The sequence below is a fragment of the Nocardioides alcanivorans genome (assembly GCF_021555175.1).
GTDB classification, from domain to species: domain Bacteria; phylum Actinomycetota; class Actinomycetes; order Propionibacteriales; family Nocardioidaceae; genus Nocardioides; species Nocardioides alcanivorans.
The window spans coordinates 37154-59713 of sequence record NZ_JAKGRW010000029.1 but is presented as its reverse complement, the minus strand read 5'-3'; the positions used below and the strand labels follow the sequence as shown (position 1 = coordinate 59713).

Here is a 22560-nt window from a genome sequence, read left to right as displayed (position 1 = left end):
TCCGCCGCGGTGCTGCCGACCCTGCCCGGATCGCGGTGGTCACCGACAAAGGCGCGTGGACCTATGCCGAGCTGGTCCGTCGCGCCGAGGACCTCGCCGCGAACCTTCAGCGAGATCACGCGAACCTTCAGTTGCGTTTCGCGATCGACTCCGCAGACGCCGATGTCGTCGTCCCGGCGCTCGCTGCGGCTGCCCTGGTCGGCGCCGAGGCGTGCGTCTTCCCGCCGGATGGGCCGGAGACGGCTGCCGAACTCCTGAGCCGATTCGGCCAGCACGTCGTGGTCCGACGCGGCGGGGAGTCCTGGGCCGAAGTCTCGGCAGGCTCACTCGAGATCGCTGCGGGTGCAGAGGGTCTCGACAAGCTCGACCAGCGGGGGTCGGGTGAGATCGCTGCGGGTACGGCGAGGCCGCACCTCGTGCTCACCACCGGGACCACGGGCCAGCCCCGCGGCGTCCGGCACGACTGGTCGCGACTGCTCCGCGCCACCGAGCGGGTCCAACCTGCCGAGGACGAGCGCTGGCTGCTGGCCTACGGGCTGCACCAGTTCGCCGGTCTCCAGGTGTTGCTCCACGTCTTTGCGGCAGGCGCGACCCTCGTCGCGCCCACCCAGCGCCGCCCCCGTGAAGGCTTGGTGGCGATGCGCGAGCACGATGTCACCCATGCCAGCGCAACCCCGACGTACTGGCGGTTCCTGCTCGCCGAGTTGCGCAGCGTCGGCGGCCCGGTACCCGCGCTGCGGCAGATCACGCTCGGAGGCGAGGCAGCGCCCGGTCCGGTGCTCGAACAGATCCGTCGACGGTTCCCGACGGCCAACCTCTCCCACATCTATGCGGCGAGCGAGTTCGGTGCGACGAGCTCGACGAAGGACGGGCTGCCCGGGCTGCCTGCCGACGTACTCGCGCGCGGCGACGAGGCCGACATCGCAATGAAGATCGTCGATGGTGAGTTGTGGGTGCGCTCGCGGGTCGGCATGCTCGGCTATCACGGCGAAGAGCCCGTCGCCGCCGACGAGTGGCGAGCCACCGGGGACCTCGTCGAGTTGCAGGGCGACCGGATCCTCTTCAAGGGACGCGTCAGCGAGATCATCAACGTGGGTGGGGTGAAGGTGCATCCGTTGCCGATCGAAGAGGCCGTCGCCGCGGTGCCCGGGGTGCAGGTTGCTCGCGTCTTCGGTCGCCCCAATGCGATGACTGGCGCGATCGTCGCGGTCGAGGTCGTCACCGCATCCGGTGCCGACCCCGACGCGGTGAAGGCTGCGGTGCGGGCCGCCTGCGCGGACCTGCCGGCTGCAGCCCGCCCGCGGAGCGTGAAGGTCGTCGACGAGGTCGACGTCGCCGGGGAAAGATCATCAGGAGGAGCACATGAGTCGGGTCGTCGTCGTCACCGGAGGCAGCCGCGGTCTGGGGGCAGGGATCGTCGAGTCCTACCTCGAGTCGGGCGATCTCGTGGCCACCTGCGCACGCAGCATCACTCCCGAGGTCGAAGCGTGGTTGGCCGATCCTGCGTTGGCGGGGAGGGTGATCTTCGAGCCCGCCGACCTGGCGAAGCGTGAGGATGCAGACCGGTTCATCAAGAGCGTCGTCGAGCAGTGGGGCCGCGTCGACGTGCTGATCAACAACGCCGGCGTCGCGCGTGACGGCATCCTCGGCATGTTCTCCGACGACGACATCGACACCGTGATCGACCTCAACGTCAAGGGCACGCTCTACGTCACGCGTGCAGTCAGCCGGCGGATGCTGGCCCGACGCAGCGGCACGATCGTCAACATCTCGTCGGTCGTCGGGCGATCCGGCTACCGTGGTCTCGCTGCCTACTCCGCCTCCAAGGCCGCGCTCGACGGCATGACCCGTGCGCTGGCCCGCGAACTGGGTTCTCGCGGCATCACCGTCAACGCCATTGCTTCCGGATACCTGCGCACCGAGATGAGTCACGGCCTCGACGAGGAGCAGTTGCAGCAGATCGTGCGACGTACGCCGGCGGGCAGGTTGGGCGAGCCCGACGACATCGCGCGGGCATGCCAGTTCCTCACGGATCCGAGGAACAACTACGTCACCGGGACGGTGATGGTCGTGGACGGAGGACTCACCGGATGAGCCAGCTCCCGCTCCGGGTGCTCGTCAAGGGCGCGTCGACAGTCAACTGGACGTCCTGGATGAGTGGCCCGCGGACCGACTTCATCTTCCCGCGTGTCATCGAGGAGCAGTTGCTCGCCGACGATCGTCCCTGCCACGTGCAGACGATCTCGATGACGTCCGAGAAGACGTCGACGATCCTCAGCACCTGGCAGCGCGAGGTCCTCAACTTCTCACCTGACGTGATCGTGCTTCTCTACGGCCACTACGAAACGATTCACCTCTTCCTACCGCGTTGGTTGGAGCGCCACGCCAACAGCCTCAAGGCCAGGCCCCGCTGGTGGTCCCACCTCTATCGCCAGAAGGTGCTCAGGCCACTGTGGATGGTGCTCGCGAAGCTACAGGCGAGGGCCGACAGACTCCTCGACCCGACGATCCGGCGCAATCGACCCAAGCACGTCGCGGCCGACCTGCGTGCTTACATCGACCACGTGCAGCAGGTCGGCTCCCCTCTGGTCTTCTGCCTCGAACTGCTCCCGCCGACCGAGCGTTACCAGGGCTGGTTCCCCGGCATGGAGGCGCGGATGCGGGTGATGAACCAGTCGATCCGCGCCATGGTCGCGCAGGTGGGCAGGTCCAACGTGCGCTATCTCGAGGTCAGGCCGTTCATCGATGCCGTGGCCGGCGGCGACCCCGAGGTCGCAACCCCCGACGGGTTCCACTACTCGCCGGCCATGCACCGGGCGGTTGGTGAGGCACTGGCCGCCGAGATCAAGGCCTGGGCCGAAACGCAGCCCCACCTGCGGCGCTGTGACCACCTCAGCCACGTCGACGAAGGGTCCCGATGAGCGCCAAGCAGATCGCTGCCAGATTCCTCCCCGGCGCGCTCGTCGAGTTCCTCGACCGTCTCGTCTTCAACTTCCGCCGTAGCCGGATCAGGTTGGCCCGCCGTGTCGCAGGCGTGTTCGGCTACAACATCGTCAAGCGCGACGACTACTACTCCACGCTGCCGGTGCTCGAGGAGATCGAGGCGACCCGGGCGAGATGGGACAAGCCGAGCGAACTCGCGGGGCTGAGCGTCGACGTACCGGCCCTCAAGGAGCGACTCGCCAGCCTCGCTGACAGCTGGGAGGAGGAGTTCAGCCGTACGACGGGGAACTACCTGGCCAACACGCGCAAGGGGTTCGGCCCCGGCTACCCGGCCTTCGACGCACGCACGCTCTACTACACGCTGCGCGAGGAGAAAGCCGCGGCGCTATCTCGAGGTGGGGTCGGGGCTGTCGACCTACTACGCGTCGCTGGCGGCAGGGAAGAACGCGGCCGAGGGTTCACCGCTGACGATCACCTGCATCGAGCCCTACCCGTTCGCGGCGCTGCGGACGCTGCCTGACTTCGAACTCGTCGAGGGTTTCGTGCAGGACGTGCCGCTGGCGCGCTTCGAGGAGCTCGAGGCCGGCGACGTGCTCTTCATCGACTCCTCACACGCACTCAAGATCGACTCCGACGTGGCGTTCCTCTTCCTCGAGGTGCTGCCCCGGGTGAAGCCAGGGGTGATCGTGCATATCCACGACGTGCACTTCCCGTGGAACGGTCCCTACCCGGCCGACACCTGGCTCTTCGGCGAACGCTGGCCGGTCTACTGGAACGAGGCGATGGTCGTGCAGACCTTCCTTGCCTTCAACGATCGGTTCCGCATCGAACTGTCCACACCGATGCTCCGCCACCACGACGAGACCTTCTTGACCTCACGCTTCCCCGACTACGTCGCCGTCGCCCACGACCCCAATCCGCCGTCGTCCCTCTGGCTTCGCCGCCTCCCTGACCCGTCGAGGGTGCGCGAGAAGCAGCCGAGGGCGCGCAAATGGGTCAGTCCCGCAGGAGCCGGTCGAGGTCCTCGCGGTCTGCATCGACCATGACCTTGGCGAGGTCGAGGGCGGTGGTCTGGGCCTTCCAGCCGAGCGCCTCGCGGGCCTTCGACGCGTCACCGATCAGCGCGTCGACCTCAGAGGGACGCTCGAACGACTCGTTGTAGCGCACGTGGTCGTGCCAGTTGAGTCCCGCATGGGCGAACGCCGCCTCGCAGAACTCACGCACGGTGTGGCCGACTCCGGTCGCCAGCACGTAGTCGTCGGGTTCGTCGGCCTGGAGCATCCGCCACATGCCCTCGACGTACTCCGGCGCGTAGCCCCAATCGCGTACGGCGTCGAGGTTGCCGAGCTCGACGTGGTCCCAGATCCCACGCTCGATGGCGGCGACTGCCTTGGTGATCTTGCGCGTCACGAAGTTCTCACCGCGTCGCGGTGACTCGTGGTTGAAGAGGATTCCGGAAACGGCGAACAGCCCGTAGGCCTCGCGATAGTTCACCGTGGTCCAGTGCGCCTGGAGCTTGGAGGCGCCGTAGGGCGAGCGGGGGTGGAACTTGGAGTCCTCGTTCTGCGGCGGTGGCGTCTTGCCGAACATCTCGGACGTCGAGGCCTGGTAGAAGCGGCACTGCAGCCCGGCCGCGCGAATCGCGGAGAGCAGGTGCAAGGTCCCGATCGCGTTGGTCGAGGTGGTGTAGTCGGGCATGTCGAACGAGACCTTCACGTGGCTCATCGCGCCGAGGTTGTAGACCTCCTCCGGCTCGATCTCCCGCACCAGGTTGACCAACGACACACCGTCGGTGAGATCGCCGTAGTGCAGCGTCAGCCGTGGGTTGTCGTGGAGGTGGTCGATACGGGTGCGGTTGAGCAACGAGGCGCGCCGGACCAGGCCGTGCACCTCGTAGCCCTTCTCCAGGAGGAGCTCGGCGAGGTAGGAACCATCCTGGCCCGTGATGCCGGTGATGAACGCGCGCTTCATGAGGGCAAACCCTAGCCGGGTGGGCGCGGCGTTGGTCACTGCGTCCGCTCCACGTGGACATGTGTCCAACTCCGGGTGGGTGCGCCACCCGACCCGCGGCGTACGTCGTGGACTCCGTTTCGCTGCAACTGTGCGTCCTCGGCACTGATCGGGGCGCTCTCGACAGTTGTGGGTCAAACGTCCCATACGTGACCCCCGGGAGCTCCTTTCGTTCTCACAGGCAGGACCGTTGCTGTGGGGCAACGGCCAGCGACACGGAGGAGCACACACGGATGTCTGACGTCGACGTTCTCGTGGCCGGTGGTGGCGGATTCATCGGGGGCCACCTGGTGGCCGACCTGCTGAACCAAGGGTTGACCGTGCGTTCGGTCGACGTGAAGCCGACCGACGAGTGGTACCAGGTGCACCCCGACGCGGAGAACCAGGTCGCCGACCTCTCGCTCCTCGACAACGCCCTCGAGCACACGGCGGGCGCCAAGCAGGTCTACATGCTCGCCGCTGACATGGGCGGCATGGGCTTCATCGAGAACAACAAGGCTCTGTGCATGTTGACCGTGCTCACCAGCACCCACATGCTCCAGGCGGCCAAGCAGCACGACGTCGAGCGCTACTTCTACTCCTCCAGTGCCTGCGTCTACGCCGCCGACAAGCAGACCGACACCGACATCACCGCTCTCAAGGAGTCCGACGCCTACCCCGCCATGCCGGAGGACGGCTACGGCTGGGAGAAGCTCTTCACCGAGCGGATGTGTCGTCACTTCGAGGAGGACTTCGGCCTCACCACCCGCATCGCCCGCTATCACAACGTCTACGGGCCCAACGGCACCTGGACGGGGGCCGCGAGAAGGCCCCCGCCGCCGTCTGCCGCAAGATCGCCACCGCCGTCATCACCGGCGAGCACAAGCTCGACATCTGGGGAGACGGGGAGCAGACCCGCTCGTTCATGTACATCGATGACTGCCTCAAGGGCTCCCAGATGATCTTGGGCGGTGACGCAGCCGAGCCGGTCAACCTGGGCAGCGACGAGCTGGTCAGCATCAACCAGCTCTATTCGATCGTCGAGGAGATCGCCGGGATCCGCTGCGAGCGCAGCTATCAGCTCGATGCGCCCCAGGGCGTGCGCGGCCGCAACTCCGACAACACCCAGATCAAGGCCACCTACGGCTGGGCGCCGTCGATCACGCTCGCCGACGGCCTCGCCAAGACCTACGAGTGGGTCTACGACGAGGTCAAGCGCTCGCTCGGCTGAGCGACCAGCGACCGGCGGGCCACGACCTTGCGCATCCTCGTCCACGACTACTCGGGCCACCCGTTCCAGGTCGAGCTCTCACGCGAGCTCGCCCAGCGGGGGCACGACGTCACGCACTCCTACTGTCCTGGCTGGCTCTCGGGCAAGGGCAGGCTGGAGACCGAGCCCGGCGAGCGGCTGACGATCGATCCGGTCGGCCCGACCGAGCCGATCGAGAAGGATCGCTTCCTCAAACGGCTGCTCGTCGAACTCCGCGTGGGCTTCGCGCTGCTGCGTCAGGTGCGGCGTACGGATGCCGAGGTCGCGCTGCTCTCCAACGCGCAGATCCCCTCGCTCGTGGTCTTCGCACTCGGCATGGTGCTGATGCGCAGGAAGTGGGTGCTCTGGCACCAAGACGTCTATGCCGTCGCGATCCGCTCCTTCGCCGGTGCGAAGTTGGGCCGCGGCTTCCGGGTGGTCGCCTCGGTCTTCGACGTCACCGAGCGGTGGACCTCGCAGCGGGCAGCAGCGATCGTGGCGATCGCGGACTCGCTTGTCGACGTGCACGAGGAATGGGGCACCGCCGGCAAGGTCACGGTCATCCCCAACTGGGCGCCCGTCGACGAGATCGTCCCGGTCGAGCGCAAGAACGACTGGGCTGTGGAACATCACCTCACGGACACCTTCACCCTCCTCTATTCGGGGACCCTCGGCCTCAAGCACAACCCCGAACTCCTCGTGCAACTCGCCCGCGGCGTGCAGGATGCCGGCGCAGACTGCCGATTGGTCGTGGTCAACACCGGGCCCGCCACTGACATCTTGCAGAAGGAGGCCGACAGGCTCGGGATCGAGATCACCCTCCTGCCGTTCCAGCGCTACGAGCGGCTCTCCGAGGTGCTCGGCGCCGGCGATGCCCTCGTGGTCCTCCTCGAGCAGGACGCAGGTGCGTTCTCGGTGCCCTCCAAGACGCTCTCCTATCTCTGCGCAGGGCGTCCGGTCCTGGGCCTGATGCCCGCCGAGAACCTCGCCTCCGGCCTCGTCGAGAAGGCCGGTGGTCTCGTGCTGCCGCCGCACCCGGACTCCGTTCCGGCTGCGGCCGACTGGCTCGCCGACCTCGCCCACGACCCGATCGGCCGCGACGAGCTGGGCGATCGGGCTCGTCGGCTGGCCGAGGAGGAGTTCGCGCTCCCCGGTATCGCCGACCGCTTCGAGCAGATCCTCGAGGGCGTACGTCGATGACTGCGGTCGTGGTCGTCGGCCCTCGGACCCGACTGGGGCGAGAGCTCGTCGCCCGGACGCGGGGAGGGGAGACCGGGTCTGGGTGGTCGCCCGCCACCAGCGTGACGCCGACGACCTCGCCGCCTCCTGGGGTGCGGACCCCGGCGTCGAGATCATCCGCGCCGACTCGAGCATCGACGTCCCCGAGGGAGCTCGGATCCACGTCTGTGCGCTGGGCCCGGTGCAGTCCGGGGACCGGGTCGAGGACCCGACCGTGGTGGAGCGAGAACTGCAGGCCCTCGGTGACCTCGTCACTTCCGGCAGCAGCGTCGTGCTCGTCTCGAGCGTGCTCGCCCTCGCTCCGACGCGCGAGCGCGCCCACTATGCCGGTTGGAAGAACCTGGTCGAGGACCGGCTCGGCAGGCTCACCACGGCACGCGGTGCCCGGCTCTCGGTGCTCCACCCGGGCCGACTCGTGGAACCCGGACAGAAATTTTTCCGTGATTTCGTGCACACGCCGTACCCAAAGATGGCGGCCCTCGTTGAGCAGACCAGCAACAGAGGACCGCACACCAGGGCAGTAGGGCTGGACGCGCGGCTGTGGTTGCTGGCTCGGGGTGCACGTGTCGCCTCGAGCGCGCTGGTCGGCTCGGCGACCCAGCGCGACGGGGGTTCCGAGCAACCTTGAGGAGTGTGCAGGGCCGGTGGGCAAGAAGCGTTTCTTTGACCTGTTCGTGACTCTGGCCGCAGCCGTGGTCTGGCTACCAGCGGTGCTGATGGCGGCGCTGGCCGTGCTGGTCCTCGAGGGTCGGCCTGTCTTCTACAAGTCCACCCGCCGCGTCAGCGCGGGCCCGCCGATCAAGGTGGTCAAGTTCCGCACGATGGTGCGCAACGCCGCCGAGATCGCCAACCGCGAGACGGTGCCGGTCGACGGCTCGACACGCTTCCTCAACATCCCGAGCTCCTCGCCGCTCTACACCCGCATCGGTCGACTCCTCGAGAAGGTCGCGCTCACCGAGCTTCCGCAGTTTCGTCACGTGCTCCGCGGTGAGATGAGCATCGTCGGCAACCGACCGCTTCCGCAGAACGTCGTCGACTGTCTGCTCGAGGAGTTCCCCGACGCCGAGGACCGCTTCGCGACCCCCGCAGGCCTTACCGGGCCCTCCCAGTTGGTCGGCCGCGACTACCTCTGCGACGAGGACCGGCTCGCGCTCGAGGGCGCCTACTGCCGCGGCGCGCTGCGCAACTACTCGTTCCGCCTCGACTTCCTGATCCTGCTCTACACGGTCCTCGTGGTGCTCCGCCTGCGTCGCGGCTTCGCGCCCGATGAGGTCATCGCCCTGGTCGAGCGCTACACCGGCGCCTCCGCTCCGGTCTCGGTGCCCGCGGCTCCCGTCGGTACGTCGCCCGCCCGGGTCAACGCGCCGACGCCGGCCTTCGCCCCCGCTGTCACGGTGCCGTCCCCGGCATCTGCCGGTGTCTTCGGCGCGGCACCTGCGGCTGCCGGTGCGCTCGCCGCGCAGGTGTCACTGCCCGGCCTGGTGGCCAGCGTCGCTCCCGACCAGGAGCCGGCGCTGGCCGATGTGCTCCCGCACATGACGACGGCGGTGCCGTCGATCATCCGAGACGTCCCGGCCCGGGTGCCGACGCCCCGCGAACCCGCTCGCGGACGGGTCGCTCCGGTCGCCCAGGGCTGAGTCAATCTCACGAAGTGGTCACTTGTCTCATACTTCGGGATGACGATTTCGGGGCCTGCAACCCCCTCGGGTAGCGTTCCCTCCATGTTCACGACCATGCTCACGAAGCGCCGCGCGGTGGATCACTGCCGCGTGCGCTCTGCGCTGTGTCGAATGTCCTGACGGGACGTCCCCCGCATTTCCGGACCCGCTGAAGAAGCTGGGTCCACCGACCTTCTCGGTCGGTCAGCGCTGGACGCCCGTGCCCCTGGGAGGGCAGCGAGGAGACCATCTGGCCAGGACATCCGGAGAAGGACATGGGCAACCAAGGCATCGACCCACGTGGGCCGCGCTTCACCGCAACGGTGACCGCGGTGGTGCTTGCCGTCGTACTCCTGCTTCCCGAGAAGCAGGCGACGGTGCTGTTGGCCGTCCAGACGGTGCTCTTCGCGTGGGGTGCACTCACCGGTGTGCAGCGCACCCCGCTGTCCTGGATCTTCCGCACGACGATCCGCCCGCGGCTCGCCGCTCCGGCCGAACTCGAGGACCCGCGCCCGCCGCGGTTCGCGCAGTCGGTGGGGCTGGTCTTCGCGGTCGTCGGCCTCATCGGCTTCCTGGCCGGGGCGACCCTGCTCGGCCAGGTCGCGGTCGGACTGGCGCTCGTCGCCGCCCTCCTCAACGCAGTCACCGGCTTCTGCCTGGGCTGCGAGATGTATCTGATCGGCAAGCGGCTCACCGCCCGCCGCCCGATCGCCGCCAGCTGAACCCAACACACGTCATCAGTAACAAGGAAAGAGGAACCATGAGCCGCGAGAACGTGCTCGTCAGCGCCCAGTGGGTCGAGGACAACCTGAACACCCCCGGCATCGTCGTCATCGAGGTCGACGAGGACACCACCGCCTACGACAAGGGCCACATCCGTGGCTCGATCAAGCTCGACTGGACCACCGACCTGCAGGACCAGGTCCGTCGTGACTTCGTCAACAAGGCCGGCTTCGAGGCACTGCTCTCCGAGCGTGGCGTCAGCAACGACGACACCGTGATCCTCTACGGCGGCAACAACAACTGGTTCGCTGCCTACGCCTACTGGTACTTCAAGCTCTACGGCCACCAGGACGTCAAGCTGCTCGACGGCGGCCGCAAGAAGTGGGAGCTCGACTCCCGCGAGCTGACCGACGAACTCCCGACGCGCGCGGCGACCTCCTACACCGCACAGGAGCCGGACCTCTCGATCCGCGCGTTCCGTGACGAGGTCGTCGACGCGATCGGCGTCAAGAACATCGTCGACGTGCGCAGCCCCGACGAGTTCGCGGGTCGTCTGCTCGCCCCGGCCCACCTCCCGCAGGAGCAGGCCCAGCGTGCCGGTCACGTCCCGACCTCGGTCAACGTTCCGTGGAGCAAGAACGCCAACGACGACGGCACCTTCAAGTCGGACGAGGACCTCAAGGCGCTGTACGCCGAGGTCGGCTTCGACGACTCCAAGGACACCATCGCCCTGTGCCGCATCGGTGAGCGCTCCTCGCTCACCTGGTTCGTGCTCCAGGAGCTCCTGGGCCACGAGAACGTGAAGAACTACGACGGTTCCTGGACCGAGTACGGCAGCCTCGTCGGCGTGCCGGTCGTCCTGGGCGACGAGCCCGGGGAGGCCTGAGCATGTGCGGTGCCACTGAGGGCGGTCTGTCGCTCGACGGAGTCAATGTCGCCAAGGAGGCCGTCGTCCAGGGTCAGGTGACCCGCGACGGTGAGCCGGTCGGCAACGCCTACGTGCGGCTGCTCGACAAGACCGGCGAGTTCACCGCCGAGGTCCCCACCTCGGCGACCGGTCACTTCCGGTTCTTCGCCGGCAACGGTGAGTGGACGCTGCGCACCCTGGCCCCCAAGGCCGACCCGGTCGACCGTCAGGTCGTTGCCACGGTCGGCGAGGTGGCCGAGGTCGCCATCGCGATCTGATCCGCCGCAGCTCGAGCTGATCCCCGGCGTACTCCTTCGGGAGGCGCCGGGGATCGCTCATTTGCGACGACTCCGCATCCGCTGCGGCGTGACGGCTCTCCGTCGACGCAACGAGCGTGACTTCGGGGCGCAAGACGCGCTGCTTCGCGGCGTCAGGAGAGGAGTGCGTCCAACGACTCCTGGAGCTCCTCCAGATCGACCTGGATGTCCTCGTAGACCTGGTTCATCTTCACCTCCGAGGTGTTCGCCCTGAGCCGTGCGACCCGGCTCCGGCTCCGGCTCCGGGGCGACCCGTGCGGCGTACCGACGAGGTAGCGATAGCGTGCATCGGGGATGTTGGAGAGGATCGACCACATCCCTTCGTTGAGGTAGCGCGGCGCGAAGAGCTCGAGCACCCGCACCCCGGGGAGCAGAAGTTGAGATTGGTCAATGCGGCGCCGTGCGGAGCGACGATCACGGAGGCACCGGCGAAGACGTCGATCTGGCGCTGCACCGGGTGGGCGCCCGGATCGAACACCTCGAACCCGAGCGGCTCCAGCACCGACAGCACCTCGGCCTCGTTGGCCACTCGCCGCGAGTTGCGGCGCGAACCGCGTGTCACATAGATCCACGGCGCTCCGCGGCCCCGGGCCGGCAGCCGCGTCCGCAGCCAGTCGGTGTGGGCAGGCGGCGCCTTGAGGCCCGCGTTCGCCAGCGAGGGAACAAGCAGGCGGTCGGCGCGGACACTCGCGTGCTTCGTCGCCTCGATCACCGGTACGTCGCCGAGCCCGGCAAGTTCCAGCAGCTCGCGGGCGAAACGGGTGGACGTGTTGGCATAGATCGCGTCGACCTGCACTCCCGGCAGGCATTCCTGCAGCGTCGCCCAACGGGTCAGCAGGTCCATCACGAAGTGGTAGTAGTTCACCCCGGTCGCGCGCGTCGCCAGCGACACCAGCGTGCCGGGGAAGTGCGTCGCCTCGGGGAGCCGCGGCCGCAGGAAGATCGGGTGCTCGCGCCACCCGTGGATGTCGAAGTAGTGGCTCGTCTCGAAGTCGAGGTTGCCTGCCGAGGTGAGGTGCGCGGCGTAGTTGCCGACGACGGTACCCCCGCTCAGCTCCAGGGTGTAGCGCTCGGGCAGGTCCGCGCGGAGCACGCCGTCCCACCAGGGCAGTCCTTCGGGGATACCGGCCGGTCGCGGTCGGCTCACCACCTCGGACGGCATCCCCGGATGCAGCCGTGCGTGCTCCGGCTCGGCAGCGGCGGTCTCCCGCGAGGTCTCGTAACCACGGGTCGGCACGGTCCGTGCGCCCGTCCGCACCCCGGCCACTGCCCGAGTCACGCCACCGACACGCCGGGTCGCGAACCGGTGCGTCCGCTTCACGAGCGGAAACGCCGGTTCGAGCGCTGCGGGGAGTCGGGGCACGTCAGTCGTCCGTCCGTGAAGGGGCGTCGACTGGTACGTCGGCACGTCGCTTCCCGCCTGCGGGCGCGGCAGCGGCGGCAAGGGCGCCGATCCGGGTCGGTCCGGTCCAGGCGCCCCGCACGAACGCCACCGGGTGCGGCCGGGCCGCAACCCGTGGCCCATCCGGTTCGACGACGGTGTCCGGCGGGATCAGGTCGCCGGGCAGTCCGGCCCGTACCCGTGCGACGTCCGCGGCAACGACGAAGGCAAGGGCCGCAGGCACCCAGATGTAGCGGTCCCACACCACGCTCGTGAGCGGCGCGATCAGCGCATAGCTGAGGAGGGGATAGGCCAGTCGGTTCCACGGCTTCGGGGCCACCAACAGCTGCAGGGCACCCACGGCGATCAGGCCGATGAACGCCATTGCACCGAAGACGCCCATCGAGTAGGCCATCTGCAGGTAGACGTTGTGACCGAGCACGGACTCCTCGAAGCCGTGTCCCAGCAAGGGCTGGTCGAGGAAACCCTGCCAGTAGCGGTGGAAGAGCTGCTCGCGCTCGGCGTCCGAGTACGACGCCGAGCCGCCACCGGTGAGGCGGTCCAGGGCCGAGTCGCCGCCCAACCGGATCTGTGACGCGGCGACCAGCGCGACGGTGATCGACCCGAGCAGCCATCCGGCCGCCTTGGCCGACCTCTCGACGACGGGGAAGAGCAGCGCGATCACCGCGGCGACCACCAGAGCGGCCCGCGACCCGGAGAACCAGACGACGCCCAGGCCCATCGCACCCGCTCCGAGCCACACCCATGCCAGCGACCTGCGCGTCTGGCTGATGAGGAAGACGCAGAGTCCGGTCGCGAAGAGGCCGGTCAGCCCCAACACGTTGGGGTGCTCGGTGAAGCCGATGAAGCGTCCGCCGGGCCGGTCGCCCCGGGCGATGCCGCCCAGGAAGCTCACGGCGGTGCCCACGACGTAGGCGCCAGCCAGCACCTGCACCACGGGGAGGGAGGGCCGCCAGGCGAGGAAGACCAGGGGCACGATCAGCACGCCGGCCACGAAGCGCAGCTGGAAGTTGAGGCTTCCCATCACGTCGGGGGCAGCCAGCGAGGCGATGACTCCGATGAAGAGGCACGCCATCGCAAAGAAGGAGAAGCCCGCAGGCACTCCCACGTGCCGCCCCAGGATGGTGGGCAGCAGCAGCACGAATCCGATGGCGTAGAGCAGGTCGGTCGCGGTCACGAAGGTGGCGCCCGGAACGACGAGCGCGCTCATCGGTGCGGCAAACGTGCCCAGCACGACGAACGACGTACCGGCCTTCTCGGGACCCAGTGCCACGATCACCGCGATGACCAACGCGGTGATCACGCCGAGCGCGATGTAGACGACCTCGTCGCGGGCCACCACCAGCAGTGCGGCGCACAACAGCACGGCCAGGCCCCACAGGGACACCTCGCCCAGACCGCGACGTAGGAGGGGCGTCACGTCAAACGCCCCGCCAACACGTGCCACATCAGCGCTGTCATCGATGAGCTCAGGACTTCTTCAGGTCCAGCAGCTGCTCGTCCTCGTAGTAGTAATAGGAGTACCCCTCGCGAGCTCGGCGCGGGACCATGTTGACCACGACGCCGAACAGGCGGGCGCCGACGGACTCGAGGCGCGCTGCGGCGCCGCCGAGCTCCTCCTCGGTGGTCTTGCCGTGACGACAGATGAGCAGGGCGCCGTCGGCGGCGTGCGCCAGGATCGCGGCGTCGGCGACCGGCAACAGCGGCGGCGCGTCGATGATGACGATGTCATACATGTCGCGCACCTTGGCGATCAGCGCGCGCGTCGCCGCGGCCTGCAGGACTTCGGTGGGGTTGGGCGGGATGGGCCCGCCGGCGAGGAACGACAGGCCGGAGGGCTGGTGCACCTGGATGCTCTCGGCCAACGACGACTTGCCGACCAGCACGGTGGTCAGGCCGACCTTCGACTCGAGGTCGAGCAGCGCCGCGATGCGCGGACGGCGCAGGTCGCCGTCGAGCAGCAGCACCCGGCGCCCGGCCTGGGCCAGCGCGACCGCAAGGTTGGTCGCCGTACTCGTCTTGCCCTCGCCCGGCAGTGGGCTGGTGATCACGAGGCTCTTCGGCTGCTCGTCGAGATCGAGGTACTGCAGATTGGTGCGCAGCAGGCGGAAGGCCTCGGCGCGGGGCGAGAAGCCGTGCACGTCGCTCAGCAGCGGCTGTTTGGCGACGGCCTTGTCGAGTGCGACCGAGGCCATGACCGGAGCGCCCGCCACCCGCTCGACGTCCTCGAAGCTCTTCATCGTGTGGTCGAGGATGTCGCGGATGACGGCGAGCGAGATGCCGAGCAGGAGGCCGATGACGGCGGCGGCGCCGAAGTTGAGCACCAGCTTGGGACTGGCCTGCTTGGAGTCGTAGTCGGCCGGGTTGGTGATGGTGGTGGTGATCTGCGAGCGCTGCTGACCACGGGGGTCTCGATCTCGCGGATGTATTCGGCGAGCACCTCCGACTCCGCGGTGGCGATCGTCTGCGCGGTCTCCGGGTCGTCGGCGCGGGCCTTCACGGTCAAGATCACCGACGTGGCCTCGGCCTCGGCGCTGACCGCGGAGGCGAGCTCGGACGCGGACATGCCCAGCTCGGGGACCTTCTCGGCCACCCGGCGGATGACCTCCTCGTGGTCGGCCAGGTCGGCGTACGACGTGATCCGGGTGGTGACGAGATAGGAGGCGACCGTGCTCTCCTGCAGCGACTGGGCATCTGCAGAGAGGAAGATCTTCGCCTCGGACTCGTATTCCTTGTCCATGAGGACCCACGAGATGACGCTGGCAACGCCGAGAGCGACCACGAGCATCGCGACGATGGTGACCCATCGACGCTGGAGTGTCCGTGTCAGTTGCTTGAAGTCCACGCTTGACCTTCGCTAGTTGCGCTGAATTGCTTGCTGCGCTTGGTTTTTGGTGACCGCGAAGTCAACGAGTCGGGCACCCGATGGTTATCCGGATGCCGCCGTCTCGCCCACCTCCAGCAGGAGCGTAGTGGGCCCGTCGTTCACGAGGGCGACAGACATGTCGGCGCCGAAGACTCCCTTCTCGACGTGTACGCCCAGCGAAGCGAGTTCGGCGCAGAACGCCTCGTAGAGCGGTTCGGAGACGGGGCCCGGCGCTGCAGCCTGCCAGGTCGGCCGGCGGCCCTTGCGTGCGTCGCCGTACAGGGTGAACTGGCTGATCACGAGCACGGACGCCGCGACGTCACCGACGGACTTCTCGTCACGCAGGATCCGTACGTCACGCACCTTGCGGGCCATCCACCCGACCTCGTCGGGACCGTCACCGTGGGTCACCCCGAGCAGCACCACCAGACCGGTGCCGATCTCGCCGACGACCTCGTTGTCGACGGTGACGGATGCCTGGCTGACCCTCTGGAGTACGGCGCGCACGGGCGTGATCCTCCCACGGCGCGGTCCGGGCGAGGCGCAGGAGCGTCTCCTTGGTCAGCGATCCGCGAGGATGTGATCCGCGGCGATCCAACCGATCGCCATCGCCGGGGCGGCGGTGTTGCCGGAGACCTGGACAGGGAGGACGGAGGCATCGGCGATACGCAGGCCTTCGACTCCTCTGACCCGCAACTGGGGATCGACGACGTCATCGTCCTCGGGCCCCATGGCGGCCGAGCCGACAGCGTGGAAGATGCCGGCGCCGGTGTCGAGGGAGTACCTGAGAACCTCGTCGGGTGTGGACACGCCCGGGCCGGGATACTCCTCGTCGAGGATGTAGTCCGCGATCGGGCCCTGGGCCAGCACCGTGCGGGCGGTGTCCAGGATGGTCGACGTCACCGAGCGGTCGTTCTCGTCCTCCAGGAATCGGGCGTCGATGATCGGCGCGTTCTCCGGGAGCTTGCCTGACAGGTGGATCGAGCCGGCAGTGGTCGGGCGGATCTGGTAGCCCAGGAACATGATTCCCGAGTGCTTCGCCAACTTCATGGTCGCAGCGGTGGTGTCCAGGGCCATGGGCACGAAGAGCCCCTGGATGTCGGGTCGCTCCAGCGATGGGTCGGACTTGAACTGCATCATCAGGTCGTAGCCGCCGGTCGCGATCGGCCCCTTGCGATTGAACAGGTACTTGAGGCCTTCCCACCCCTGCTTCGGGACGGTGTTGAGCGCCTGGGTCGGCCCGATCTGCTGTTTCAGCCGCACCTGGGTCGCGACGCCTCGCTGCTCGATGACGCGTTCTCCCACGTTGGGGCTCTCTGCGACCGTGTCGATGCCCGCACCGCGCAGGATGTCGCCGCGGCCGATGCCGGAACGCTCGAGCAGCAGTGGCGTCTCGACGGTGCCGGTCGAGAGGATGACTTCCCGGCGTGCCTTGTAGTCGTGCCTCTGATCACCCGTGCGGGCACGGACACCAACCACGCGCTTGCCCTCGAACAGCAGGTGCCCCACCCGGGTGCGGGTCTGGACGGTCAGGTTGGGGCGCTTGCGCACGGGGCGGACGAAGGCGCTGTAGGCGCTGGTGCGGCGGCCGTCCTTGACAGTGGCCGGTGTGAAGCCGACGCGCTCGTCGTCGTGGGCGTTGATGTCGTCGACGCGGTTCCACCCATGGGTCTGCGCCGATCCGAGGATCGCCTCGACCACCTCGTCGTGGTTCTCGATCACCGACACACCCAATGGGCCTCCGGCTCCGCGCAGGTCCGAGACCCCGAGGTTGTGGTCTTCCATCGACCTGTAGGCCGGCAGGACCTGCTCCCAGCCCCACCCCGGATTGCCCCGCTCGGCCAGGCCGTCGAAGTCGGCCTTCGCCCCGCGGGTCCACATCATGCCGTTGACCGCTGTCGAGCCGCCCAGCAGCTTGCCACGGGTCCAGTCCTCGACCTGTCCGCTCGGCCCGACCGGTTGCGTCTTGTAGTGGTAGGTGTATCGGTCACCCTTGAGCGTGAAGAAGAATCCCTTGGGGATGTAGATCATCGGGTTCCTGTCGCTGCCGCCGTACTCGAGCAGCAGGACCTCGTTCCGGGGATCCTCCGACAGGCGATGGGCAAGGACCGAACCTGCCGCTCCGGCACCGACGATGATGTAGTCGTAGTCCATTCGCGCAGCTCTCGAGACGTGGTTGGTGCTCCTGCGCTCGAGGATAGGCCCAAGTGGTTGTTGGCCGAGCAGCTCCGACAGTGCCGCCCACATGACGGCACTGCGCGCCGTCCCCGCCGGGCCGGATGCGGGAATCGACGCTGGACTGAAGGTCGTCTCAGCGGTTCCGGCGCGACTGCCGACGGGAGGTGACCGCGTTCGTGAGGGCCAGGAGGAGCGTGAGTCCGAGTCCGCCACCGGCCAGCAGGAGCAGGAGACCGACCACAAACATGCCGCTCTCATCGGTCGCGGCCGCGTCCCTGGTCCACGGCACCGCGAACCCGATGATCCCGGCACCCGCCAGTACGAAGACTGCCCACGCGCCCCGCGTCCAATGGAAGGCGACGACCGCGGCGACCGCCACGGACAGACCGCATCCGATCACCTGCCAGGCCCGGTAGGGCCCTGCGGGACGCCGTCGACCTCGTAGTAGTCGTGGTCCCATCCCAACCAGGCGAACCACATGGCTGCCGCGAAGAGTGCGAGTACGACGGCGGCGGCTCCCAGCCGAAGGACCTGCTGCGGGGGAGGGCGTGAAGGCTCGGGAGCGATCATGACCTGAGTCTGCCTGCGAAGTCGCCGCCGCGCGGCCAACCCGCCCGTCCGGGAGTCCCCGTTCTGCGGCGTGGTCGAACTGCTTCGAGCAACGAGTCGGACGGCGCCGGAGTCGTCGCTGGCGGTGCGGAGGCGTTGAAGTAGCCGGCCGGGGTCTCAGGCGCGTGGGGTCCGATCCGCGGTTCCCCGGGTGAGAGCCAGGTGTCCGCCGAGGAGTCCTGCGCCCGCCAGCACCAGGTTTCCGGCGAGGGCGAACCGGGAGCCCGCCGCGTGGTGGCCCCGCATCCGTGCGGCCAGGGAGCCGAGGAAGAGGAACGTGGCCACGTCCGTGCTCAGCGAGTGGATGGCGCCGATTCGGCGCTCCTCACCTGACATCTCCGCCCAGTCCGCGGCGCCTGCCAGCGCGGTGGGCACGGAGGCGACCAGGCCGAGTCCCACCAACAGCTTTGCGCTGCGGTGGGAGTCCGGGCCAGCCAGGTCGAGCGCGGACGCGCTGAGCCAGCACCCGAGCGTGACGTCGGTGAGCACGGGGTGCAGTGAATGACCGAGGGCGTCGGTGTGGATGGGGCTGCGTCTGGCCCACTTGAGCAATGGTCCGTAGAGCTTCGTCTGGGCGTTGGCCACCTGCTCCGATACGGGACTCTCGCCCACGCTCCGGAACACCCGTTGTGCCAAGGACACCGAGGACACGACCTGAGCATACGCCGCCTCGGCGGCCGTGAGCCAGGAGACAACAGGCCGTTTCCGTCGACTCGGCACAGGTCATGGGCGCAGGATGGTCGCATGACGCACGTACGACGTTTCGACCACATCGGCATCACCGTCGCTGACCTGGAGGTGGCAACGGCATTCTTCGTCGGACTGGGCCTAGAGGTCGAGGGCACCGGCTCAGTGGAGGGCGAGTTCGTGGAGACCGTCTGCGGCATACCCGGTGCGCACTGTGAGCTCGTGATGCTGGCTTCGCCCGGTGGGGGCCGACTCGAGCTCGCAAGGTTCGTGACGCCCGACCACCTGCCCGGGTCGCCGGGCGCGATGGCCAACGAACTCGGCCTGCGCAACGTGTCCTTCGAGGTCGAGAACCTTCAGGCGGCCGTCGACGCGGTCGCGGCAGACGGCTATGGGCTCGTCGGCGGCATCGGTGAATACCAGGGCAGTGTGCGGATGGCCTACGTCCGAGGTCCCGAAGGGATCGTCGTGTCCTTGTTCGAGCAACTCACCTGAAGCCCCAGAGGTCGAGCCCGCTGTCGTTGGTCGAGCTTGTCGAGACCAGGTCGCCCTGCCGTTGGTCGAGCTTGTCGAGACCAGCCTCCGGTGGCCCTTGTCAGGCTGCGTGGTTGAAGGGGTTGAGGGGGTCGGGTGGTGCGTTGTCGGGTGGCGGTGCGTGGGCTGGCGGTCGGGGTGCCTGCTCGTGCCATCGGGGTCGGTTGATGAGTGCTTCGGCGACCTCGGGGTCGATCTGCCGTGATCCGGTGTGGTCGACGAGAAATGCCTGTTGGTGGGGTGTGGTCCATACGTATTCCCCAGGTCCGGTTTGTGTGGCCCGGTAGCCGGCGTGGGTTTTGTAGCGGTGGTGGCGCCTGCCGAGGGGTCCCGAGTTGTCGGTCCCGGTCTGCCCGTCACCCCCTTCGGGTTGGTAGGGGTGGACGTGGTCGTAGTCGAGGCGTCTGTTGGTGGAGTTGGCCCAGGGCCAGTAGTCGCCGCCGGTGGTGAGGTGCACCCGCTCCTTCAACGACTCGGGGTGTTCGTAGGCGGTGGCGCGGATCTGGTCGTGGAGGTCGATGACCGGTTTGACCACCACGGTTGCTCCGGCGAGGAGCACGTGGAGTTGGGCCAGGGTCATCGCGCCCAGCCCTTCGACCCTCGCGACGCCGACGGTGCCGTGCAGGGCTGTTTCGTGGAGGTGGACGTAGAGGCTGTGCTTGGGCCGCAGGATGCTCCAGTCGACCTCGGTGAGTCGGTCGAGGAGGTCGGTGGGGAACGCGATCGCCTTGTTCAACGGCGGCTGGTCTGCGTCCTCGTTGTCGGTTCCGGTGGGTTCGGGTCCGGTGGGTGGGGTGGGGTTCCAGGGGTCGTGGGGGAGGTGGGGGTCGAGTCGGCTGTGGGGGTCGGTGTTCGCTGTCAACAACGCCAATAGTTCGGCGGGGCGGGCGAGGTAGCCGAGTGCTTTGGCTCGTAGCTCTCCGGGGGTGTGGTCGTCATGACGTGCCTTGAGGATCTCGGCGACCCGGGCCACGGTGGCCTCCACATAGGTGGCGTCCCCGGCCTCTAACCGGGCGATCAGCGTGCGTAGGCCGTGTTCGTCGGTTTGGCCGAGGTTGACGTAGCGGCGTTGCTTCTCGGTTTCGACGCGGGTGTTGTGGAGGTCGGGGTCGGCTTCGATGATCTTGGCGGCGGTGATGTCGAGGATCCGTCCGGTGCCTTCGCGCTCCAGGATCGGGGCGATGGCGGTGTCGACCAGCCCGACTGCTGCGTGGGGGAGGTGGCGGGTGAGGCGGGCGATCTTGCGGACCACCCACACGTCGACGACACCAGCCTTGGTTTTGGCCCAGGTCGACGGGAGGCGGTGGCGTAGGTCGAGGACGTCGGCGGTGGCGTTGATGGTGGCCATCACGCCGGTGTGGCGGGCCAGGGCGATCTCGCCCATGGCGTGGTCTTGCACCCCGGGTGTTCCTTGTCCGCCGGGGTGGATCAACGGGCCGGATCCCGGGCCGTCGGCGGAGTGGACGTCAGCCCAGGCTGCGAGCACTTCGAGTTCGGTGACTTCTTCGAGCCGGCGTCGGTGCAGTGTCTCGGCGGCAGCCTGCAGCAGGTCGACTGCGCTGCTGTCCGCCCAGAGTTGGGTCATGGACTCATTTTAATCGAACATATGTTCGAGCGCAAGAAGATATCAGGAACTCCTCGGCAGAGATCCCTGCCGAATCGCGGCGTTTCCCATTCGGGTGCTCTCGTCGACCGCTTTGCGCGACTTCAGGGTGAGTGGCCGCGGTACTGGCCAGCCGCTCTCGGACGCGCAGCTCTGACGTCGGGAGCGCCAGCACGAGCCCTCGTGGACTCGGACTCGTGTTGCGGAAGCCGAATGCGCGTGTGGTCGTTGCCTCTGCCCCGGCATCCGCGCAGTTCTGGGCCGGCACGCCCCTTCTGGGACCCCTGCGGGAGTGGGGCACTTCGTGTGGTGCCGTCGCACTGCTGAGTTGGTCGGCGCCTTCTGCGCACCGTGGGTCACCGGCCCCTCGCCCCGCGGCCGAGGTGATCAGCGACGCTCGCAGGCAGTCCCGTCCTTGTCGCGGTCCAGACGCTTGTAGTTCTGCCAATAGACCTTCTGGGCGCGCTTTCCGGATGCCGGTCGCCGGTTGCCCTGCCTCACCTGCTTGTTCGCAGCCTGCTTCGACTTCGCCACCCCATTGGGGAACGCCTTCGAGAGCTTGGCGCACGACGAGTACGTCATCGCGGCGTCGGCGGGCGACGCCACCACCAGGAGGGGTGCCAGCGACAGTGCCCCGGCCACGAACAATCCAGTCATTCTGCTCATGCGCGTCACCGTAGGTCTGCAGGTTGCCGGGCGCAGCCGAACGCCGAATCTGCGGCGTGCTCGTCTGGACCACCTCTGCGTCCCCGAATCGCGTGACTCCACCCCACCCCCGTGGCAGGATCCATGGATGGCTGACCTCCTCATCACCGTGGCACCGACCGGAGCTGAGACAACGAAGGAAGCCTGTCCACAGTTGCCGACCACGTTGGCAGAGCTGGTGTCCACGGCGCAGGAGTGCGAGCTCGTCGGGGCAGCGATGGTGCACGTGCACATCCGCGACGGGGAGCACCGGCCCACGCTCGACCTCGGCCGGCTCAAGGAGACGGTCCAGGCGTTGCGGCAGGAGACCGACCTGGTGGTGCAGTTGTCGACCGGTGGCTCGGTGCACGACCCGTTGGAGTCGCGGCTGCGGGTGTTGGAGGCCGAGCCGGACTCCTGTTCGCTCACGATGGGCACCACCAACTTCGGCGACGACGTCTTCCTCAATCCTTGGCCCTTCGTCGTCGACCTCTATCAGCAGAGCATCGAGCGTCAGGTGGTACCGGAGTTCGAACTCTTCGATCTCGGCCACGTCGCCTCGCTCAACCGGTTGCTCGACCAGGAGGGCCCACCCTTCGGCGGTCGCGTCCATATCGATCTCGTGATGGGAGTGCCGGGTGGGATGCCCGGTACGCCGGACGCTTTGGTCGCCGCTGTTGCCGCACTTCCCGCCGGGGTCACCTCGTGGTCGGCCACGGGCATCGGCCGCAGCGCGCTGCCCGTGGCGTTCGCGTCCCTCTCCAAGGGCGGGCACCTGAGAGTGGGCATGGAGGACGTGCTCACCCTGGCCAAGGGTGTGCCGGTGGAACGCAATGCACAACTCGTCGAGCGTGCTGCTGCGCTGGGCCGGCTCGCCCAGCGTCAGCCGATGACCCCGGCCCAGGCGCACGCGTTGCTCAACACCGCGCGACATCAGTCCGGTGGGAGCGCCGCCTGAGTGCACCCCTAGGC

General features: G+C 68.1%; 26 protein-coding genes and 1 pseudogene. 15 read left to right on the top strand and 12 right to left on the bottom strand.

Translation table 11 applies throughout. The annotated features are described in order from the left end of the window. Window positions 1–35 precede the first annotated feature (35 nt). The 5 genes and pseudogenes from L1066_RS15675 to L1066_RS15655 form a co-directional block, all read left to right on the top strand. Window positions 36–1268, top strand: a pseudogene (locus L1066_RS15675) (ANL family adenylate-forming protein); the annotation flags it as partial. 94 nt (window positions 1269–1362) lie between these two features. Further along, the gene (gene fabG / locus L1066_RS15670; RefSeq protein WP_235737221.1) at window positions 1363–2094 is read left to right on the top strand and encodes a 3-oxoacyl-ACP reductase FabG; all 732 of its coding nucleotides are present in this window, start codon (window positions 1363–1365) and stop codon (window positions 2092–2094) included. Then, the gene (locus L1066_RS15665; protein ID WP_235737220.1) at window positions 2091–2921 is read left to right on the top strand and encodes an SGNH/GDSL hydrolase family protein; all 831 of its coding nucleotides are present in this window, start codon (window positions 2091–2093) and stop codon (window positions 2919–2921) included. Before fabG ends, L1066_RS15665 begins: the two co-directional genes overlap by 4 nt. Continuing rightward, entirely contained in the window at window positions 2918–3463 is a 546-nt protein-coding gene (locus L1066_RS15660) for a hypothetical protein (RefSeq protein WP_235737219.1), read from the top strand. Before L1066_RS15665 ends, L1066_RS15660 begins: the two co-directional genes overlap by 4 nt. Next, entirely contained in the window at window positions 3351–3989 is a 639-nt protein-coding gene (locus L1066_RS15655) for a class I SAM-dependent methyltransferase (RefSeq protein ID WP_235737251.1), read from the top strand. The genes L1066_RS15660 and L1066_RS15655 overlap by 113 nt, the downstream gene beginning before the upstream one ends. Here the strand turns inward: L1066_RS15655 and gmd are convergent. Further along, on the bottom strand, window positions 3940–4914 hold the full coding sequence (gmd, locus tag L1066_RS15650; protein WP_235737218.1) for a GDP-mannose 4,6-dehydratase: 975 nt from the start codon (window positions 4912–4914) through the stop codon (window positions 3940–3942). The two genes, L1066_RS15655 and gmd, sit on opposite strands and share 50 nt — an antisense overlap. A 59-nt stretch (window positions 4915–4973) precedes the next feature. On the opposite strand from gmd, the gene L1066_RS26870 reads away from it, so the two are divergent. The 8 genes from L1066_RS26870 (at window position 4974) to L1066_RS15615 (ending at window position 10986) form a co-directional block, all read left to right on the top strand. Next, window positions 4974–5894, top strand: a complete 921-nt coding sequence (locus L1066_RS26870) for an NAD-dependent epimerase/dehydratase family protein (RefSeq protein ID WP_512699723.1) — start codon at window positions 4974–4976, stop codon at window positions 5892–5894. Then, the gene (locus L1066_RS26865; protein ID WP_312007962.1) at window positions 5786–6163 is read left to right on the top strand and encodes an NAD-dependent epimerase/dehydratase family protein; all 378 of its coding nucleotides are present in this window, start codon (window positions 5786–5788) and stop codon (window positions 6161–6163) included. Before L1066_RS26870 ends, L1066_RS26865 begins: the two co-directional genes overlap by 109 nt. 27 nt (window positions 6164–6190) lie before the next feature. Beyond that, the gene (locus L1066_RS15640; RefSeq protein WP_235737217.1) at window positions 6191–7381 is read left to right on the top strand and encodes a glycosyltransferase family 4 protein; all 1191 of its coding nucleotides are present in this window, start codon (window positions 6191–6193) and stop codon (window positions 7379–7381) included. A gap of 82 nt (window positions 7382–7463) precedes the next feature. After that, window positions 7464–8048 (top strand): hypothetical protein, encoded by a 585-nt coding sequence (locus L1066_RS15635; protein WP_235737216.1) that lies wholly within the window; start codon window positions 7464–7466, stop codon window positions 8046–8048. 16 nt (window positions 8049–8064) lie between these two features. Next, window positions 8065–9057 carry a sugar transferase gene (locus L1066_RS15630; RefSeq protein ID WP_235737215.1) on the top strand — a complete coding sequence of 331 codons (993 nt, stop codon included), beginning with the start codon at window positions 8065–8067 and terminating at the stop codon, window positions 9055–9057. A gap of 296 nt (window positions 9058–9353) precedes the next feature. After that, window positions 9354–9800 carry a DUF4395 domain-containing protein gene (locus L1066_RS15625; protein WP_235737213.1) on the top strand — a complete coding sequence of 149 codons (447 nt, stop codon included), beginning with the start codon at window positions 9354–9356 and terminating at the stop codon, window positions 9798–9800. 38 nt (window positions 9801–9838) lie between these two features. Further along, window positions 9839–10687, top strand: coding sequence for a sulfurtransferase (locus L1066_RS15620; protein ID WP_235737211.1), 849 nt, complete (start codon window positions 9839–9841; stop codon window positions 10685–10687). 2 nt (window positions 10688–10689) lie between these two features. Beyond that, window positions 10690–10986 (top strand): DUF1416 domain-containing protein, encoded by a 297-nt coding sequence (locus L1066_RS15615; RefSeq protein ID WP_235737210.1) that lies wholly within the window; start codon window positions 10690–10692, stop codon window positions 10984–10986. 229 nt (window positions 10987–11215) lie between these two features. Here L1066_RS15615 and L1066_RS26085 read toward each other — a convergent pair whose 3' ends face one another. The 9 genes from L1066_RS26085 to L1066_RS15570 all read right to left on the bottom strand — a co-directional run bounded on the left by L1066_RS26085 (window position 11216) and on the right by L1066_RS15570 (window position 18731). Next, window positions 11216–12388 (bottom strand): glycosyltransferase family 61 protein, encoded by a 1173-nt coding sequence (locus L1066_RS26085; protein ID WP_235737208.1) that lies wholly within the window; start codon window positions 12386–12388, stop codon window positions 11216–11218. Window position 12389: 1 nt separating this feature from the next. After that, window positions 12390–13847, bottom strand: coding sequence for an O-antigen ligase family protein (locus tag L1066_RS15605; protein ID WP_235737207.1), 1458 nt, complete (start codon window positions 13845–13847; stop codon window positions 12390–12392). Between the two features lie 49 nt (window positions 13848–13896). Then, window positions 13897–14751, bottom strand: coding sequence for a CpsD/CapB family tyrosine-protein kinase (locus L1066_RS15600; protein ID WP_235737206.1), 855 nt, complete (start codon window positions 14749–14751; stop codon window positions 13897–13899). Further along, a complete protein-coding gene (locus tag L1066_RS15595; protein WP_235737205.1) occupies window positions 14664–15272 on the bottom strand; it encodes a YveK family protein in 609 nt (202 codons plus the stop codon). Before L1066_RS15595 ends, L1066_RS15600 begins: the two co-directional genes overlap by 88 nt. Window positions 15273–15356: 84 nt before the next feature. Further along, window positions 15357–15800, bottom strand: coding sequence for a D-aminoacyl-tRNA deacylase (gene dtd, locus L1066_RS15590; protein WP_235737203.1), 444 nt, complete (start codon window positions 15798–15800; stop codon window positions 15357–15359). 54 nt (window positions 15801–15854) lie between these two features. Then, window positions 15855–17447, bottom strand: coding sequence for a GMC family oxidoreductase (locus tag L1066_RS15585; RefSeq protein ID WP_235737202.1), 1593 nt, complete (start codon window positions 17445–17447; stop codon window positions 15855–15857). A gap of 157 nt (window positions 17448–17604) precedes the next feature. Then, window positions 17605–17850 carry a hypothetical protein gene (locus tag L1066_RS15580; protein WP_235737200.1) on the bottom strand — a complete coding sequence of 82 codons (246 nt, stop codon included), beginning with the start codon at window positions 17848–17850 and terminating at the stop codon, window positions 17605–17607. Between the two features lie 17 nt (window positions 17851–17867). Next, a complete protein-coding gene (locus L1066_RS15575) occupies window positions 17868–18041 on the bottom strand; it encodes a hypothetical protein (RefSeq protein WP_235737199.1) in 174 nt (57 codons plus the stop codon). Window positions 18042–18197: 156 nt separating this feature from the next. Next, window positions 18198–18731, bottom strand: coding sequence for a DUF2231 domain-containing protein (locus L1066_RS15570; RefSeq protein WP_235737198.1), 534 nt, complete (start codon window positions 18729–18731; stop codon window positions 18198–18200). 93 nt (window positions 18732–18824) lie between these two features. Here L1066_RS15570 and L1066_RS15565 point away from each other — a divergent pair, with 93 nt between their 5' ends. Then, a complete protein-coding gene (locus tag L1066_RS15565) occupies window positions 18825–19262 on the top strand; it encodes a VOC family protein (protein WP_235737197.1) in 438 nt (145 codons plus the stop codon). A 100-nt stretch (window positions 19263–19362) separates the two neighbouring features. Here the strand turns inward: L1066_RS15565 and L1066_RS15560 are convergent, their stop codons facing one another. Further along, window positions 19363–20886 (bottom strand): DUF222 domain-containing protein, encoded by a 1524-nt coding sequence (locus L1066_RS15560; RefSeq protein WP_235737195.1) that lies wholly within the window; start codon window positions 20884–20886, stop codon window positions 19363–19365. Window positions 20887–21291: 405 nt separating this feature from the next. Next, entirely contained in the window at window positions 21292–21570 is a 279-nt protein-coding gene (locus L1066_RS15555) for an excalibur calcium-binding domain-containing protein (protein ID WP_235737194.1), read from the bottom strand. A 127-nt stretch (window positions 21571–21697) separates the two neighbouring features. On the opposite strand from L1066_RS15555, the gene L1066_RS15550 reads away from it, so the two are divergent. Next, a complete protein-coding gene (locus tag L1066_RS15550; RefSeq protein WP_235737192.1) occupies window positions 21698–22546 on the top strand; it encodes a beta-keto acid cleavage family enzyme in 849 nt (282 codons plus the stop codon). Window positions 22547–22560: the final 14 nt, after the last annotated feature.